The 17,149-nt window shown below is 37.6% G+C and carries 16 protein-coding genes; 6 read left to right on the plus strand and 10 right to left on the minus strand.

The window, feature by feature from the left end; translation table 11 throughout:
- Positions 1-216 precede the first annotated feature (216 nt).
- Positions 217-381, plus strand: coding sequence for a hypothetical protein (locus tag BTO08_RS22405; protein ID WP_198038511.1), 165 nt, complete (start codon positions 217-219; stop codon positions 379-381).
- 269 nt (positions 382-650) lie between these two features.
- Here the strand turns inward: BTO08_RS22405 and BTO08_RS19295 are convergent, their stop codons facing one another.
- The 3 genes from BTO08_RS19295 to BTO08_RS19305 all read right to left on the minus strand — a co-directional run bounded on the left by BTO08_RS19295 (position 651) and on the right by BTO08_RS19305 (position 5,309).
- Positions 651-4,472 carry a DNA-binding protein gene (locus tag BTO08_RS19295; protein WP_105062209.1) on the minus strand — a complete coding sequence of 1,274 codons (3,822 nt, stop codon included), beginning with the start codon at positions 4,470-4,472 and terminating at the stop codon, positions 651-653.
- A 91-nt stretch (positions 4,473-4,563) separates the two neighbouring features.
- Positions 4,564-5,025 carry a hypothetical protein gene (locus BTO08_RS19300; RefSeq protein ID WP_105062210.1) on the minus strand — a complete coding sequence of 154 codons (462 nt, stop codon included), beginning with the start codon at positions 5,023-5,025 and terminating at the stop codon, positions 4,564-4,566.
- Between the two features lie 14 nt (positions 5,026-5,039).
- Entirely contained in the window at positions 5,040-5,309 is a 270-nt protein-coding gene (locus BTO08_RS19305) for an ECs_2282 family putative zinc-binding protein (RefSeq protein WP_105062211.1), read from the minus strand.
- A 736-nt stretch (positions 5,310-6,045) separates the two neighbouring features.
- On the opposite strand from BTO08_RS19305, the gene BTO08_RS19310 reads away from it, so the two are divergent.
- Positions 6,046-6,843 (plus strand): hypothetical protein, encoded by a 798-nt coding sequence (locus BTO08_RS19310; protein WP_105062212.1) that lies wholly within the window; start codon positions 6,046-6,048, stop codon positions 6,841-6,843.
- Between the two features lie 187 nt (positions 6,844-7,030).
- Here the strand turns inward: BTO08_RS19310 and BTO08_RS19315 are convergent, their stop codons facing one another.
- Entirely contained in the window at positions 7,031-7,951 is a 921-nt protein-coding gene (locus BTO08_RS19315; protein ID WP_105062213.1) for a LysR family transcriptional regulator, read from the minus strand.
- Between the two features lie 126 nt (positions 7,952-8,077).
- Between BTO08_RS19315 and BTO08_RS19320 the strand changes: the two genes are divergently transcribed.
- Positions 8,078-8,707 (plus strand): GrxB family glutaredoxin, encoded by a 630-nt coding sequence (locus BTO08_RS19320; protein ID WP_105062214.1) that lies wholly within the window; start codon positions 8,078-8,080, stop codon positions 8,705-8,707.
- Positions 8,708-8,717: 10 nt separating this feature from the next.
- Positions 8,718-9,809 (plus strand): alkene reductase, encoded by a 1,092-nt coding sequence (locus BTO08_RS19325; protein ID WP_105062215.1) that lies wholly within the window; start codon positions 8,718-8,720, stop codon positions 9,807-9,809.
- 108 nt (positions 9,810-9,917) lie between these two features.
- Here the strand turns inward: BTO08_RS19325 and BTO08_RS19330 are convergent, their stop codons facing one another.
- The 4 genes from BTO08_RS19330 to BTO08_RS19345 all read right to left on the minus strand — a co-directional run bounded on the left by BTO08_RS19330 (position 9,918) and on the right by BTO08_RS19345 (position 13,479).
- On the minus strand, positions 9,918-11,216 hold the full coding sequence (locus BTO08_RS19330) for a type II toxin-antitoxin system HipA family toxin (protein WP_105062216.1): 1,299 nt from the start codon (positions 11,214-11,216) through the stop codon (positions 9,918-9,920).
- A gap of 2 nt (positions 11,217-11,218) precedes the next feature.
- Positions 11,219-11,479 carry a helix-turn-helix domain-containing protein gene (locus BTO08_RS19335; RefSeq protein ID WP_005365223.1) on the minus strand — a complete coding sequence of 87 codons (261 nt, stop codon included), beginning with the start codon at positions 11,477-11,479 and terminating at the stop codon, positions 11,219-11,221.
- Between the two features lie 138 nt (positions 11,480-11,617).
- The gene (locus BTO08_RS19340) at positions 11,618-12,157 is read right to left on the minus strand and encodes a porin family protein (RefSeq protein ID WP_105062217.1); all 540 of its coding nucleotides are present in this window, start codon (positions 12,155-12,157) and stop codon (positions 11,618-11,620) included.
- Between the two features lie 338 nt (positions 12,158-12,495).
- Positions 12,496-13,479 carry a rhodanese-related sulfurtransferase gene (locus BTO08_RS19345; RefSeq protein WP_045148919.1) on the minus strand — a complete coding sequence of 328 codons (984 nt, stop codon included), beginning with the start codon at positions 13,477-13,479 and terminating at the stop codon, positions 12,496-12,498.
- Positions 13,480-13,725: 246 nt separating this feature from the next.
- Here BTO08_RS19345 and BTO08_RS19350 point away from each other — a divergent pair, with 246 nt between their 5' ends.
- Both BTO08_RS19350 and BTO08_RS19355 read left to right on the plus strand, forming a co-directional pair.
- Entirely contained in the window at positions 13,726-14,121 is a 396-nt protein-coding gene (locus BTO08_RS19350) for a hypothetical protein (protein ID WP_105062218.1), read from the plus strand.
- A 357-nt stretch (positions 14,122-14,478) separates the two neighbouring features.
- On the plus strand, positions 14,479-15,591 hold the full coding sequence (locus tag BTO08_RS19355; protein ID WP_105062219.1) for an alpha/beta hydrolase: 1,113 nt from the start codon (positions 14,479-14,481) through the stop codon (positions 15,589-15,591).
- Positions 15,592-15,655: 64 nt separating this feature from the next.
- Here BTO08_RS19355 and lepB read toward each other — a convergent pair whose 3' ends face one another.
- Positions 15,656-16,537 (minus strand): signal peptidase I, encoded by an 882-nt coding sequence (gene lepB / locus BTO08_RS19360; RefSeq protein ID WP_105062220.1) that lies wholly within the window; start codon positions 16,535-16,537, stop codon positions 15,656-15,658.
- A 180-nt stretch (positions 16,538-16,717) separates the two neighbouring features.
- Positions 16,718-17,107, minus strand: coding sequence for a hypothetical protein (locus BTO08_RS19365; RefSeq protein ID WP_105062221.1), 390 nt, complete (start codon positions 17,105-17,107; stop codon positions 16,718-16,720).
- Positions 17,108-17,149 lie beyond the last annotated feature (42 nt).

The following is a 17,149-nucleotide window of genomic DNA, read 5'->3' on the forward strand; positions in this document are numbered from 1 at the left end:
AAATGTTTATAAATAGATGAGCTAACTTGGTAATGTTTACGTTGGATTACACGACAAACACAACACTTAGGAATCTTTATGGCTAAGCATCAATGCCCTAACTGTCACTCTCCTATTTCCCTTAGCTATTTGTTATTTAGCAAATATACAACTCAATATCGCTGTGTGAAATGTTCAGCACTTATAAAATGGAATCGGCGAAGAAAACTATTTGGAATGTTTACGTCAGTTCTTCCAGTCATTTTGATTTTCGCTTTTAATGCATTAATCCCAAATCTAAACCTGTTGCTGTGTGGTTTTATCTCGGTGGTTGTTGCTACATTTGTTCTATGGTGGGTACCTAACCAAACTGAATTGGTGGATGAGAATGTAGGTAGTTAGTTCTACCTCATCTCTATAACCTTTATCGATGATCATCTGTCAATAATTCTATTATGACTTAAATTTTATAGTACGTTCGGCAATGAATGAAGGCACTTAAAGCGTAATTTTTTCGATTTAAAGCTTACTGAGATTGGTACTGGAGAGGTTGGTCTTGGTAGATTCCCAAAACTCAATGATGATTTTGAATTGGATAATTTTGAGTCCTTCTAGCTTTCAGGGAGTGCGGTAACCAGCCTTACGTTTGGTTACCACACAACCCTAACTCTTTAAGCGTTCTCTTTATTTTTGCGGTACAGATTTACTCTTATTTCGTGACTTTCTTTACTGGAGCTAGATATAATATTTTTAGTTTTGAGTAACTTCACCAGCTTTTCATTCTCTGGTGTGATTTCAAGTTTCACATGACCACTGATCTTCTGAACAATATCTGCAATTTTTCCTTTTAAGTTTTTTAAAGTATTTTTGATTTCATCTTTACTCAGCTGCTCACCAAATTTTATTAATAGAGCCATAAGATCCTGTTCTGACATTACTTCATTCATAATACCGATAACCAACTCACCACTTAAGTCACTGTCCTTACATCTCTCATCCATCATAATGTTTATAATTGAGGCAATGGCCTGTGCGAGAGCTGAGCCTTCTATCATCGATATATTAATAGCCTTTACTATTTCAACCTTGTGCTCAATCGATATTTCCTGTGAAAGTAGATCTACATAAGTAAGATTATCAACTCTGAAATCGTCAATTTTCTGTATGAACTCATCAATATTTCGAGTAATGAATGGGACCAACAAACCTTCATTGCCTGATAAGGCATTTAAATTTGTTGCGGTAAAGCAAAGGACATCTGCATTTATCATGATAAGGGTTTTTTCGTCGCTCAAGCCTTCAGGGAGATCAGGGTGGCTATAGAAAAACACAGATAAATAAGCTTGGTAAGCATCATTATTTAGCTCCTTTGCATTTATAATAAATGCTTCCAGCGCCTCAGTTTCTTTTTCTGGTAGTTGCTTGCTTGATAATGCACTGTATACATTAGGTCTATTTAAGAACTTGAGAAGCTCACCTTTATCATAATACTCATCTTCACCTAAATAGCTCTTACAGTTATCTAAACTAGGTTCAATTAAGTTATTGCTTATAGCAAAGGTCCATAGTGTTTTAGGTATAGCTTCCAAGTGAGGGATTTTTAACGTCTGATTCGCCACAACAGATTTTACCAGTTCAATATCTACATTAGTCTTGCTTAGCAGTTTGACTATTGTTTCTGGATCTTCTTGCTTATTTTGTCCAAGCTTATTTAGTACATCAATTAAGTAAGTATCTAAATTACTGTTGATCTTGTTAATCAGTCCATGGCTACCAGAGTTTAGAATTGTTGTGTAGTTCTTGGTTTCGATATCACTCTTGCTGCCGGTATTGAGCAAATCTTTAATAATGTACTCTATATTGAAGGTATTTATTTCGAACTTCCCTTCCTCAACTAGCTTAGATGCAATATTTTTGTGCTCATGAATACTAGAAAGATCTTTTACGTTCACGTTACTAACAACTAGCTTCTCTGCATCGAGTTCAGGGGCTTCATTTAGAACTTCTTTAAGATTTGAAGATAAGTATTCCTTAAATCTTGACGTCTCACCATTAAGCTTTTCTAATTTATTACTTTCTAGATGAGTCAGTATCAGTGCAGCATGCTTGTATGCATATTTCCCTTCCGTTGCTTTAAGAACGAATGAAGGATAATCATCCATTAGTTGTCTAATAAAACAACCTACTTGGCCACCAGCATCATAATAAGCAATTATAGAGTCCTCAATTTTTGCGAATGACTTTATGATAAATTCATTCATCATAGTTAGCTGTTTTTTATACAAACTGCTATTTGAACAAAGGGTATCTATGATTTTTATATTTAATACGTAGTCTTGGCCAAAATCCTCTTCCCTCATATCAGCAATAACTTCTTTTGGGTTATCAATCTGGAAAGTAGGCTCAGGTGTATTAAACGCACGGATTTTCCTTAAAAACGCATTGTCGCTTGGAGACAGTCGTCCTGCATGAAATAAGGAAGTGTATTGGTAATAACTATCGTCTAAATACCCTTCTAGTATTAGATACCGAGCAAGATCACTGTTCCCTTTGAGCTTGCTAAAGAATTTATTTAATTTTTCATAATCATGACGCAAGATTTCACGAAGCTTTACTTTTCGCAATGCTGCACGCTTTTCTCTTAATTTACGAATATTTTGTAAATGTTCATCTTTTTTGTTGGTTGTTTTATTTATAATTAAATCATAACGGTCTTTGTAAGCATCTAATGAATAGCATTCTTTTAGTTTTGTTTTAGGATTAAAATATTTCTCATTACGCCCCACGTCCAAAGCAGTAATTAAAGTAGATGATAGTACGCTCCTTAAGCTGTCATCGCTATTTTTATAATGCTCTAAAGGTCGCCAATGCCCTTGATAGTCTTTTAACAGTTCTATCCCTTCAGGAAGATGCTCAAGGATGGCCATAATAAATATGGAATTTAATTCTTGTATATTTACTGGGAGCTGATCTTCGATGATAGTGATATCGTTCTCAATTTGCTCTATCTTTTGATCGTAATCTGTTTCTAATTTTGCGGTTAATTCATTACGAAGATTCAGTATCTCAGAGAGAATGCCATCATTACGGTGTAATAGCTCAAAGTCACTAGGATAGACGTTTTTATATATAAGTACTGCCAGTAACTTGTTTCGGTCAAGCGTCTCTACTGAAGCGTCCTCTAGTCGTGATTGGTAAATTACATACTCATTAAACACATTCCGGATAAGACGTAGATCATCTAGGTAGCGTGAGACTTCGCGTAAGAACTGGTCATTGAGTTTTTCTTGAATACCTATTCTCTTAGTGTGCTCTAATACCTTATCGATAGCGTTACTTGAGTTAACAATTGGAATAATCGGTACAATAAATTCGAAAAACTTTGTGCGATCTGTGCTTTCAAACATGTCATCACGTAATGCGTAAATGAAGCGCACTCGCTTTTTTATGTCGCTGTTATTGTTAATTAAGGTGTTTATCTCTCTTAAGGTAATAAACACCTCATGATCATTGAATCTATCCAAGTCCTCTATAATCACTAGGTCATATTTAGTCTTTTGGAAAAAGTAGATGATCTCATCAAGGTGACGATTCAGAATTGATGACTCATCATCTGAAGACGGTTTTATCTCTATATTTTTGAGTGAAAGCCCCTTTAGGGATAGGCCAAAACTCTTTCCGTACAAGATGCGCACTAAAGACCAGATAAAACAGACCGTGAAAGCAAATATGCCTATGTCGAGAGCATTTGATAAAGTGGAAGGATTAAGGAATGAGCCTTTGGTGATATCTGAGATATGATTGTAAATATAGTAAGACGACAAGCCACCAGCTGTTAAGTAAAGTGACTTTAGGCCTAAATAAGTTGGCGACTCTATGCGCTTGAATCTTGATAGAGGGATTTTTCTAGCATTTTCTTTGTAAACCATCTGCTGCAGAATGCTACGCTCCACATCTTGTCTATTTATTGTTGAGCTATTAGATGCGGAGTCTGATGGTTCGTCACTATCATTATCTGTTGATGAAGCAGAAGCGAAGGTAGCTAAGGATATTTGTAACGCTTCATGCTTACTTGATTTTAAGAAGGCCTTTATTACACTGCTCTTCCCTGAACCATATGGGCCAGTTATTGCTATGTTAAAAACATCTGGTCGAGTTAGCGCGTACTCGATCGCTTCGCAATATTTGCCGCAATCATCTGCACCATCTGTTGCGGCTAGGTCGACAAATTGAGTCTCACTTTCTTTATTGGATTTCCATCTCTTGAATAGACTTTTAAAGCGCCCAACTGACGAAGTTTGATTTATATTTTTCATTAATTTTCTCAAACACGATATAACATTTGTAGCATTATCTCCGATATTGCAAAAAACACTACAAAACAATAACATAGTTTTTATATTAAACGATTTAAATGCAAGATAGATACTTCCCTTAAAGTCACCTTTGGTTAGATTACTAGCTAAAGAAATTTGATTATCTTCAACTACCACTATGCTTGCTTTTTCATGATATGCCTTACACCGAGTGCATCTTAATCTAGCAAAAGATTAAATTGAGGCTGTTCGTATTACTACTCGATACTTATATGCAGATGTCTGTGTATTTTTCATTGAAATTTTTATATTCATCAGACCAGCAAAGCTTCAGTTTGTGTTTTCTCGGTGTTTGCATGTGTACTGAAGCTATGAACTCGATGTATTCATGTTTTTCTAATGAACTATATGGAAGCTTGCTCTGTAATTCAGATTCTGGGACTAAACATGACCCCTCTAAAAATTCGACCGTTACATTTTTAGCTTCTGCATTACCTTTGTTAAAGACTTTTAATCGATACTTGGAATTACCAAGCCTAATGAGATTTGCACCCAAATCAGCTTTATTGTTTTTAAGCAATTCATCTGTTTCTTTTCTTAATAGTATATTGCTCAGCTTTGTTTGTTCCTCAATGAAGGAGTCTTGTTTCTTGTTAAATTGAATCGTTCGCAAAGTAGCGTATCCAGAAAGACATAAAGCCAAAAATGCGATACCGTCACCAAATTCCATTTTTCTTGATCCTTTTACCTAAACTTTATATTTTTGTGACCTTTAAATGCGTCTTTGAACATTTTCTTCATTTCAGCTTCTATCTGTTTAGTCGCATCTTTTGCTAATTCATTTTTAACTTCTGAAATTAATTCAGAGTTCTCCTCAATAAGCTCATCACGAGTAAGCTGCCGTCCGCACTGAAGGCAAGTAACAGATTCAGACTCTCCATGCTCATTAAAGTCTATGGAGCCACAAGTTGGGCATAATAGGTTAATTTGTCTATCAAGATTTTTAAGTTTCATTTCCCTTAAGGCTCTCTTTTGTAAAAGTGATACACGTTGAATTATATAGCCATTTGATGGCTTGGTAACTAGGCATTCTTGATGTATTTTCAATCAAGAAAGGTATTATTGATATTATCCAGTCGCTCTTGCTTATTATGCATATGTAAAAGATCTAGAAATAACACAAAACCAAATCACCAATTCACAGAAGATTATCATTAAGTGTCTGCTGTATAATTGTTTTTACAAGCTATAAGAATAAATATAACAGCCATCTATCGGCAGGTGGGTTAATCAAATTGGGATAACACTGTTGGCAAGGTGTCTTAGAGGATAGCTAAGAAAGAGACGAATACAACTAGCCAAGAAATTAGACAAAATACTTGTGCTTGCTCTGTATAATTGTCTTGCTTGGTTCTTATAGCTTGAAGGTTGTTAGGTTATCCAATCACTCTTACATGTGGTTTTTGATTGCATTGTCGTGATGGTCAATATATACAATCTTTTATTAGTATTTACGTTAATCTTGATAAAAAAAGATGACAGAAACCATCTCATACAAAGGTTACTTTTGGTTATAAAAGCACAAAACTAAAAGAATAGTTACAATTTTATATGGGTTATTTATATTTTTATTGTGATAGAGGTTTCGAAATACGGTAATAGTGATAGTTATTTTTTGCCATTACTAAAGATAATTTATAAAGTATTAGTCATATGACTTCATATTCATTATAAGGAAATGGTGTTGAAAATGAGTAGTGAACTAATGCTAAAGTTGATGTGTACTCGGTTAAGATTATGTTTTGATGCGTATGGAGTTGACGCATTTGATGTTCCCAAATTTTTTAAACCTGGAGAGTTTCTACGATCCGATTATTTGGATGACAAATCTCTTATCGATGCAATGACAGATGAGGGTATTACACAACTTGGTAATACATTTAATATTAATCCAGAGTGGTTGCTCGGAAGAAGTGATAACACTACTCCACCATATAATTACCACTGGTATAAAAGCGTTGGGTTTGTAGCTCAAAACTTAGCTAAATACTCTTGTTGTAATCAAAGGCCCAAAGTCTATTTCGTTGCTGAGTACGATAAGTCTAATCTAAGTCAAGATATGGCTAATGCCGCTAAACGTGGTCTTGATGGCGAACACTTTAACGTTGGAATCGTTATATGTCGCACTATTGATGTTAGTGGTGTTCAGATACCAATTTACGATGTTCTTGGTACGGGTTATTGGGATTATGTCAAAAGCAGATCTCATTTAAAGCTCTTGATGCTGTTTTGTAAGAAAACAGGGTTAGATTTTTCGGGTGTGAAGCTCAATCATGAAAAATATAACCAGTTATTTGAAGGTCAAAAGCTTCCTGCCGAGATTTTTAATAATATCGACAAGAAAAGTTCGTGGTCCATTGATGGACTGTTATCAGAAGATCCAGAAATAAACCCTGAATTTGAAGATCTCTCTATGTTACTGCGCGATGGTGCAAGTGAGGCGTATGACGAACACATACACATACATGAGAACGCGATATTAGCATAATGACCTTAAAGCCTATCTAAAAGGTGATTTAACGATAGAAATTGAGTTAAATACGCATCAGGCCCTCTCTACATAATTGGAGTATCGGATCCAACACTTCTTCATTATTTTCAGAAAATGAGTAGAGCGATTGATCTTAATTTTACCATCAGTAGCTTTGCTCATAATTATCCTTTCTTTATAACCACTACCCCAACCTTTCACCAAATCGCTCCAACAAGAACTCAATAAACAATCGAAGCCGTTTAGGTTGATACTGGCGGCTTTGGTAAATCACGTTTAAGTCGGCACTGGCTGAAGATGTCGATGCGTTGAAGTTCTTCATGTAACCATCAAGCACTGTCACTAATCGTTGCTCTTGTATGTCGTGCTGAATATCTAATATCGACTTTAATGCAATGCCTGCTCCATCTAATGCCCACTGGCGGATCACTTCGCCATCATCTGAAAAACGTTTCGGTACTAGGGTTATCACTGTTTGCTGGTTGTCGTCTGTAAAGTGCCATGTTTTAAGTTCTTCATTACTGCGGATCATGGCTAAACAATGGTGATCGGCGAGATCTTGCGGTGTAACGGGTGTGCCTTTGCTTGCCAAGTATTCGGGCGTTGCACATAACACTCGCCTGCTGGCTGCCAGTTTACGAGAGATCAGGTTACTGTCTGCCAGTTCACCGTATCGGATCACAATATCAATCCCCGATTCTGCTAAGTTGGTGAGCTTATCGTCTAAATATAAGTACGGCACTACATCTGGGTATCGTTCGCAAAATGCCGATATGATTGATGAGATGTATTGTTTACCTATGTCTCGTGGCGCCGAGATCTTTAGCGTCCCACGTACTTCTTGGCTACCGGTTTGAAGTAAGTTTTCTGTCTCTTTTACGCTATCGATGATCTCTAAACAGGCTTGATGGTATAGCGCACCAGATTCGGTTAAAGAGATATGCCTAGTACTGCGATTAAGTAGCTTAACACCGTAGCGATCTTCTAATGCTTGCAGCCTAGCTGTTACCGTTGCGGGAGATAAACCTAACTCTCTGCCTGCTGCGGCCATGCCTTGATTTTTAACGATACTGATAAATAACGTCATATCAGAAAACTTATCCATGCCCTTTCCTTTTGTTTATTGTTCAGCTCAGCCGAATAATCTTTTTAAATTTACCCCAATTATCAAATTCTATCCAATGAATATACTGACACCATCAAAACAAAAATGGCTAAATAGGAAATAACGATGAAGCTTTATATTTATGAACATTGCCCTTTTAGTGCTCGCGTCCGTTATGTGGCTGGAATGTTGAATATCCCACTGACGGTAACTTGTATTGCTTATGATGATGACAAAACCACGAATGCGCTCATCGGTACTAAGCAAGTGCCTCTTTTGATTAAAGATGATGGCGAAGCTTTAGCAGAAAGCTTAGATATTATTCAGTATTTCATTGAGTTAGCACATTCTATCGAAACAATTGAGATTTCTAAGGCTGTGTTTGATTGGCAAAAAAACGCGTTTCTTCCATTACAAAAAATCGGCTATCCACGTTGGTCAAACATGGCGTTAGCTGAGTTTGAAACTGACTCTGCCCGACAAGCTTGGCGAGCCAAGAAAGAATCAGACGAGTTAAATTTTGATGCGTTATTGCAAGATACCCCGAGCATCGCTAATGACGTTGAGTCTCTTATTCAGCAAGCAAAAACGATCTTGAAGTTAGAGACTAACCAACCTGTTCGTTTGATTGATGGCGCGATTATGTTCTCTATTTTACGTGGGTTCTTTAGTGCGCCTGAGATCAAGTGGGACAACGCAGTAAAGGATTGGATGGAATCATTCAGCGTTAAAACCCACGTACCACTTCTTAAATAAGGTGTCGATAATGAGCAAGCTTTTTGAATCAACACAGCTTAACGAATTGAATCTACAAAACCGTATTGTTATGGCACCGATGACACGTGCGCGTAGTAGTCAGCCGGGTAATGTTCCAAACGCGATGATGGCGAGTTATTACCAACAACGTGCCAGCGCAGGATTAATAATCTCTGAAGCGACGCAGATTTCTGATGATTCGCAAGGCTATTCGTTTACGCCTGGTGTTTATACCGATGAGCAAGTAGCGGGTTGGAATTCGGTAACGCAAGCGGTACATAAGAACGGCGCGGCGATGTTTTGTCAGCTATGGCATGTAGGTCGTGTGTCTCACCCTGTATTCCAAAATGGAGAGAAGCCGATTGCACCATCGGCACTTAAACCTGTTGAAACTAAAGTGTGGATTGCGGATGAACAAGGCAATGGCAATATGGTCGATTGTGTTGAACCAAGAGCAATGACACAAGCAGATATTGATCGGGTTATCGCAGATTTTGCTTATGCTGCAAAACGCGCCATTGATGCGGGATTTGATGGTGTCGAAATTCACGGCGGTAATGGCTATCTTATCGATCAGTTCTTGCGTACTAACTCTAATCATCGTACAGATAGTTACGGTGTCACTAGAGAAAATCGTATTCGCTTCTTAGTAGAAGTTGTTGATGCTGTGAGTAATATCATTGGTGCTAACAAAGTGGGTGTTCGACTTGCGCCATTCATCACTTTTAAAGATATGAATTGCCCTGATATTGTGCCGACTATTTTAGAGGCAGCAAAACAACTTCAAGCCCGTGACATTGGTTACCTGCATTTATCAGAAGCGGATTGGGATGATGCGCCAGTGATCCCAGAGCAGTTTAGAATTGATCTGCGTGAGTATTTCACTAATACAATCATTGTTGCGGGTAGTTATACGCAAGCGCGTGCGGATGAAGTGCTTAATAAAGGCTATGCAGATTTGGTGGCGTTTGGTCGTCCGTTTGTGGCAAACCCTGATTTTGTCTCACGACTACAGCACCAACAACCTTTAGCAGATCTGGATGGTGCGACGCTATTTGGCGGTAATGATCACGGTTATACCGACTATCCTACTCTTGGCTAATTAAGCCCTGATTCTGAAGGCATAAGTATTAAGACCAGAGTAATTAAAGCAAGAGTATTTAAGGCATGAGTTGTTTGCTCATGCCTTTTTTATACGAATAACTTGGTTTTATGCCAATCGCCCTGCTTGCTTTAATACCCCATTAAATATCGATTCACTAATATCAGTAGGAAAATCGTTGGGTAATTGCTGTCGGACTTTTTCTATCGCACTTGGCGCTTGGTTCTTCATTTCTGTCATTAATTCATTAGCACGCTGGGTAGAAAATCCAACCGCTTTAGCCGTACTTAAAAAATGTCGAGGCTGAATGGTTTGCCATTTGTAATATTTCTTGGTGCCCGTTAATGCCATTGCCATTTTTGCTTTCTGTTTCGGAATGCTGTTTGAATCCATTAAAGGATAAGCTGAAATGATGTCGTATAACGGTGTCATGCTGTAACGACTTTCAGGTTCTAGAAATAAGCTGAAGTTTTTACCGTGTCCATCAATGGCTGCTAACAACCAAAACAAGATCTGTGCTTTGAAAAACACTTCTCGATCTTGGGTTGATGTTCGTGAACCTAATAGAAATTGCATGATACTGGCAATGTTTGGCCCACCGTCTGATTCATATTTTAATGCGGGTGCAACACCTAACGCTTGGCACATGTCTTCTTGGGGCAAACGCATAAGCCAACTGCCGTCTTGTGACCATCGACGATCAAAGCGCGTTAACGCTAATGCTTTTACTTCTTCAACATAGATGATGGTGGCATCGTTCACTTCAAAGCCAAATGCAGCCGCGATTTTTAAACATAACCATTCGTTTTCACAGCTATCGCTTAAGTCTATGTTTTTGTGCGGTAAGATCCCGATTGGCAATTTCAGAATATGGCTGGTTGGGGTCGAACCTAACGGTAATTGCCACTGATTTTGATACCATAACAAGCCCGTTTTTTCCTGTGCGCCGGCTATAGATATACGAAAGTCGTCCATATCATCTAGCATGCCGAGTGGCGCATCGCTTTGGTAACCTCGTAATACCTGCGCCATTCGAGATTCGGTTAATGGTTCTGCTTGTATTTGCCTTACATCGTGTAGGCTATGTTGTGGTGAATAAAGCTGAATAGCACCAACACAATCGCCGCCTATTTTACTTAGTAGATCAAAGGGGCGTTTGGTAGCCGCTTGAAAGCGTGATTGAATACGACTACGAATTTCTTCGTTATCAGGCAATAAGTTATCGAAGAAATTGTAAGGAATATCACCATGATAAGCATCGTGGCGTAACGGCATAGAAAGTGAGATCGCACGGGCTCCTGCTCGTGATAACCATGTTGGATCATATTGAAACGATATAGCACCAGAGCTTGCTTTGGTTAAGCTGCCGACTAAGATCCCATTCATTGCAACCGTTAACACATCCATGTTTACCACTCCTCATTCCATTTCTGTTCCGTGGTGTGTGGTTCGCTGTTTGTGTTACGCGGTTGAACATGCAGCTCTAGATCTAATGCTGCGAGTAATTTAAAAAGCGTTTCTAGCTTGGTACTTTCTGGGTTATTTTCGAACGCAGATACGGTGGTTTGTTTAATACCGACCAGTTTAGCTGTATCACTTTGGGTTCTGCTTTGGGCTTTACGTTGATCTCGCACTGCATTGGCGAGCATTTTAGCTGATGTGATTTGCATGGTTCCCACTTTAAATTATCCGCTATAAAGGATATTTAAAGTATATCCCTTGCAGCGGATATTTTCAATTTATCCGCTATAAAGGATATTATTGTGTTATCCCCTGTAGCGGATAATACGTTGAGCTAAGTGAGGCTATTAAAAACGATAGCTTGTGCCGACGTACAAATTGTTCATGGTTAAAATGGAGCTGTGAGCAAACTGGTAACCTACGTTGATACCCATTCCGTTGTGAAAGCGTTTTTCCCAACCCACTTGTAGATCGCCACCAACCTTACTTTCATGATGTTTTACGTCTTTCACTGTATAAGCAACATCGTGATACGCTACACCAACTTTTGCGTACAGTGCATTACCGTGACTTAATGGGTATTGCCCGTACAGTGATAAACGTGGCCCACCGTATGACGATACATAAGCCGTTGATAGTATGCTGGCAAAATCGCTTAAAATACCATCGGAGCTTCGGGTGTAACCGGCTTCTACACCCATGTAATCGCTAAGCATATGACGATAATAAACATCAAATGGGACGGTATCACCATCATTGGCATCATATTTCAGTTTAAAATTTTGGGCTCCATAGCCAATAGATCCACCAATGATATTATCGTTCGCAACTGCTACTTGAGATAGCAAAGTAAGTGATAATAAAATGAAAGCTGTTTTTAATCGCATGTTAACTCCTATCAGTAAACAGACTTACGCTATAAGCTTATTTGTTGATATTTATGTATTTTTTATAATTATATGAATAAGTAAAAGCAGACGGTTGATCTACTATGTGACTGACGCTATTTGTTTAGGTCGGCAAGTATATGAATAGATTATTAACACAAACTGAACAGTGTACAATTTCTAATTGTGTGAGGAATATTTAGCTGGCTATAGATTGACTGTATGCATCTAATATTAAGTGAAAAACCAACACATAAGCAGAGTTATTAAAAAAGGAATAAACATGGCTGTTTATTCCTTTTGTGTATTTATATTTAAAAGCAGATATTGTTTGTATCTTACTTTTTAGCTGAGCGTTGCTGCTCTTTATGGGCCAGTTTGGCTTTTTTACGTTGTTCTATCAGTTGAGCTGCATCACCACCGACATGAGTTTCACCACGCGCATTCGCTAATTGCACTTGTTTTTCACGTTCACGGAAACGGGCTTTTTGCTCATCACTGTGTTTATCAATACATTTTGGACAACTTACGCCTTTTTCAAAATGCTCTGATAATTGTTCTTCTTGTGTGATAGGTAATCGACAGGCATTACACACATCGTAATCACTTTTTTCTAGTTGGTGGTTTACTGCAACTCGCCCATCAAACACATAGCAGTCGCCTTCCCACATGCTTTCTTCTTGTGGGACTTCTTCAAGGTATTTAAGAATACCACCTTCAAGGTGATAAACTTCTTCAAACCCTTGCTCTTTCATGTATGCGGTTGATTTTTCACAACGAATACCGCCAGTACAGAACATCGCAACCTTTTTGTGTTTGTTAGGATCGAGGTTGTCTTTCACGTATTGTGGGAATTCACGGAAGGTTTCTGTATTTGGATTTACGGCGTTTTTGAATGTACCAATATCGACTTCGTAATCGTTACGAGTATCAACCAGAACAACATCAGGATCTGAAATTAATGCATTCCATTCGTTAGGTTTTACGTAGGTTCCCACTACGTGACGAGGATCGATCCCCTCGACACCCATAGTAACGATTTCTTTCTTCAGTTTTACTTTGGTGCGGTTAAATGGCTGCTCTGCATTAAATGATTCTTTATAAACAACGTCAGCTAAGCGCGGATCTTGTTTAAACCAAGCTAGTAACGCGTCAATAGATTCTCGTTTACCTGCTACGGTGCCATTGATCCCTTCACTAGCAAGAAGCAGTGTGCCACGAATGTGATTAGCTTCGAGCAATTCAGTTAATGGTTGGCGAATTTCTTGGTAGTTATCTAATGCGACAAATTTATACAGCGCACATACAACGTATTGAGACATGTTTTTTCCTTCTGCGAGCTGGAGCGTAAATCCAGTGCTTTATGTATTCTATTTATAATAGTGAGTTTAAAACTTGCGCAGTATAGCTAAGACAATGTGTAACAAAAACCAACTAAAAATAGGGATATATAACAACAATAATAGTAAGTTTATTTAATGGTTTGAAATTGATTTGATTTCTATTTAGTTTAATTTCAATGAGAATATTAAAGTAGCTGCATCTTCTTAATTAACTGTTAGTAACCTATGAAATTTAAACAATTATGCTCAGCGTTAATGCTGGGGGTATTATTAACTGGTTGTGCTGCAAGTAATGTTTCTTCATCTAATGTGCCTGATTTACCTATTAGTCAGCAAACTAAAGGAGCAATTTATATTGCTAAGCACTATTTGCCAGCAAACGTAAAATATACCGAAGTAGGTAAAGTAAAAGCCAATGCTAGATATGGTTATGACAGTGTTGTGACGTTATACCCACTATTAGCAGATGAAGCGAGAAAAATTGGTGCCAATGCCGTTATTGATTTATATGGTGGTCATACTGTTACTGCTTTTTCTTGGGGAGCTCCTTATACCGGCGGCACAGCAATTAAAGTTGAAGATATTGAGCAACTAAAAAAATATGACGTAGAAGTTTATTAACCCCCTTTCTTTGATAATCTTTTTTATAATTTACTCTACTATCCTTTGCCTGTACTGAAGCTATTAGTACAGGCTTTTTTTATATCCTTAATATGGCTCACTGCTATATGCGTCAGTATAAAACCAGCCCTATAAGTGACATTGTAACTACCATAAGTATGGTTGTGGTTATAATCACTTGTTGTTTATATAAATTTACCATCTTTTTAATCTTTAATTATTTTTAATAATATCAATTTGTTAGTTGAAGGTTTGGTTTTGGTTTGGTTTTTATGTGGTTATGGTTTAGACGAAAAACCCGGATTTCCATAACCTGAGCACATTCCAGAAAACACCGAACAAATATAGAGGGTTTAAATGACTTCTTATAGAAAACTATTACTCGCATCATCGCTTATGGTACTTGCCGGTTGCAACTCGGGCTCAGGTTCAGATAGTAAGGCAACAATTACTAAACAAGTAACTAAGCCAACGGCAGATTATAATTTCAATAATGAAGAGATCACTGAGCTTTATATCAACCGTGATAAAGTTCTTAATTCAGTAAATTTTTATTATAACGGCCAAGTTTATGATCGTGTATTGTTTGGTGAAGAGCTTGATGACAATATTATTGTTATCCGATTAATGGATAAATATGCCGAAACGATTGATCTTATGATCAACCGTAATGAAGAAGCTGAATGTATTATTTATAGTGATAATCAATATTCAGATAAATTTGACTGTGGGAAAGAAGTACAATCAGTTGGTGAAGAGACAACAGTTATTCAATCTAAATCAGTTAATGATTATACCCCTATATTACTAGAATATAAGAATGAAGACTTTGAGTATTTATCGCATATTGGCTCTACAGTTTTAACAGCCATTAATGAATATGATCAAGTTGATATTGAAACATCTGCGGCATTTAAAAACTTTTTACGTGATAACTTTGGCCAAGATGTATCAGAACGCGATCAAAATAGCTCAACATTGGGTATTTCTACATTTATTCAATTAGGAAATATTGTTCAAACATATACAGGTCGTGAGATGTTATTGAAGTTCGATAACATCATTAACGGCAGTTCTGACGATGATGTAAATATGTATACAGGCCTGATGATCCGTAACCATGAGATTGCCACTATGGTAACTAAAAATGGTTCAGTATTCTCTGGTGGTACGGATCTATTTAGTGCTGGTGTTGAACGAACGCTTGAACGAAAAGCACCAACCAATGCTATTGAGCTTAATAAACAAGTCGGCGTGCATAGTTGGTCTGATGGTGAAAAGACAGCGAAAGAGATCCCGTATTCGGACGTGAGTCACCGTAAACAAGCTACGTACTTTAAGACTATGCTTGGTGATAAAGGTGTTGATTTCTACATGTATACGCTTGATTCTGCACCAGCAAGTGGTGAACACTGGGTAACGAAGAAAGAGTCAGATAAGTATAATTTGATTCATAACATTGTAGATTAATAAAAAACCGACATGTTTTTAGCATGTCGGTTTTCTGGTTTTATCTTATTGTTTGGTTATCGTTCTAATGAATGCTACCGATACGGTTGAAGCGAACGCCATTAGGTAACCAATGTGGCCACATTGAGTCTGGGTTATGATTGAAGGTAAAGCTAATCCAAATAAAAGTCGCTTTGCCCACTAAGTTCTGCTCTGGCATAAAGCCCCAGTAACGGCTATCTAAGCTATTATCTCGGTTGTCGCCCATTGCAAAGTAATGACCCTTTGGCACTACCCATACACCCATTGGTTGACCTGGCTGTTGGTAATAACGATTAATTTGCTCTGGTAGAGCTGGATCACGCAGAATGTGGTGAGTCACTTTACCCAGTTCTTCTTTATACTCGTTTAGATCTGTACCTAATTCAGTGAAATTGGTTAAGCCAACATATTGTTTTGGTACTTCTTTTGCTACTGGACATACTTTCTGTCCGTTACAAGCTGGTTTGATATAAAGGGTTTTGTTTTGATAAATAATAGTATCACCCGGTAAACCAACTACGCGTTTGATTAAATCAATTTTCGGGTTTGATGGATCAATAAATACTGTTATGTCACCACGTTGTGGCTTACCTGTTGGTATTAGTGTTTTATGGAAAATAGGATCGCGTAGGCCGTAAGCGAACTTTTCTACCCCAATAAAATCACCAGGTACCAATGTTGGCTGCATGGAGCCACTTGGAATTTGGAAAGGTTCGATAATAAATGATCGAATAATTAAAATAGCAAATAACACCGGAAACATTGAGCGTGCTTGAGCAACCCAACCTGATGTGCTCTCCTGTGTAACCCCTTCTCGTTTAGGTTGCCATACGAACTTATCTAACGCGAAAATAATACCTGTTATTAAGGTCGCGAGAGTAAGAATAAGTGAGAACATTTCTGCTGCGTTGAATACTGAAAGCATGTGCTATCCCAAAAACTGTGTAAATAGAATAATCTACAAATAATAGTATTGCTTATTGAACATGATTAATGTGCTAAATAAAACGGTTATATTTCGGAAACTATGATCCCAATTTATCAGTCTGTTTGATCCTATCGCTTTTATTAATGTTTTATGTTGTTCATTTTATTCATAATCCCTTCATTCTAATTGGTTATCAGGATATAGAGTAAAGCCTAGACCAAGATTAAGTTCAGCAAGTCGTTTAATGATGCTAGGGCTTAATAGCTCGGTAAATGCCCAATGCTGTGAAGAGGTTTCATAACCAATGTTAACGCATTTGTGTTCGATTTCATCCCACTCTTGTTTGGCTTGACTAGGTATAACGTTAAACCATTGACAGTGTTGTTCTATGCAATCATTGGGATTATCTAGTGGCTCAAAAGAAAGATTTGTAGCCCAATATGGGTCATGTTCATTTGGTGGATAAACTTCGCAACATGTATCTTGCTGTTTGAGAAATGCAGCTAAGAATGGAAACGGTTTGTGTGAGCGTATTTCTAGATCAACAGTGATATAGCGTGTTTTCATGACTGGCCCTGTTTTTAACGAACTAAAATAATTAATTATGCT

The sequence above is a fragment of the Photobacterium angustum genome (genome assembly GCF_002954615.1).
GTDB classification, from domain to species: domain Bacteria; phylum Pseudomonadota; class Gammaproteobacteria; order Enterobacterales; family Vibrionaceae; genus Photobacterium; species Photobacterium angustum_A.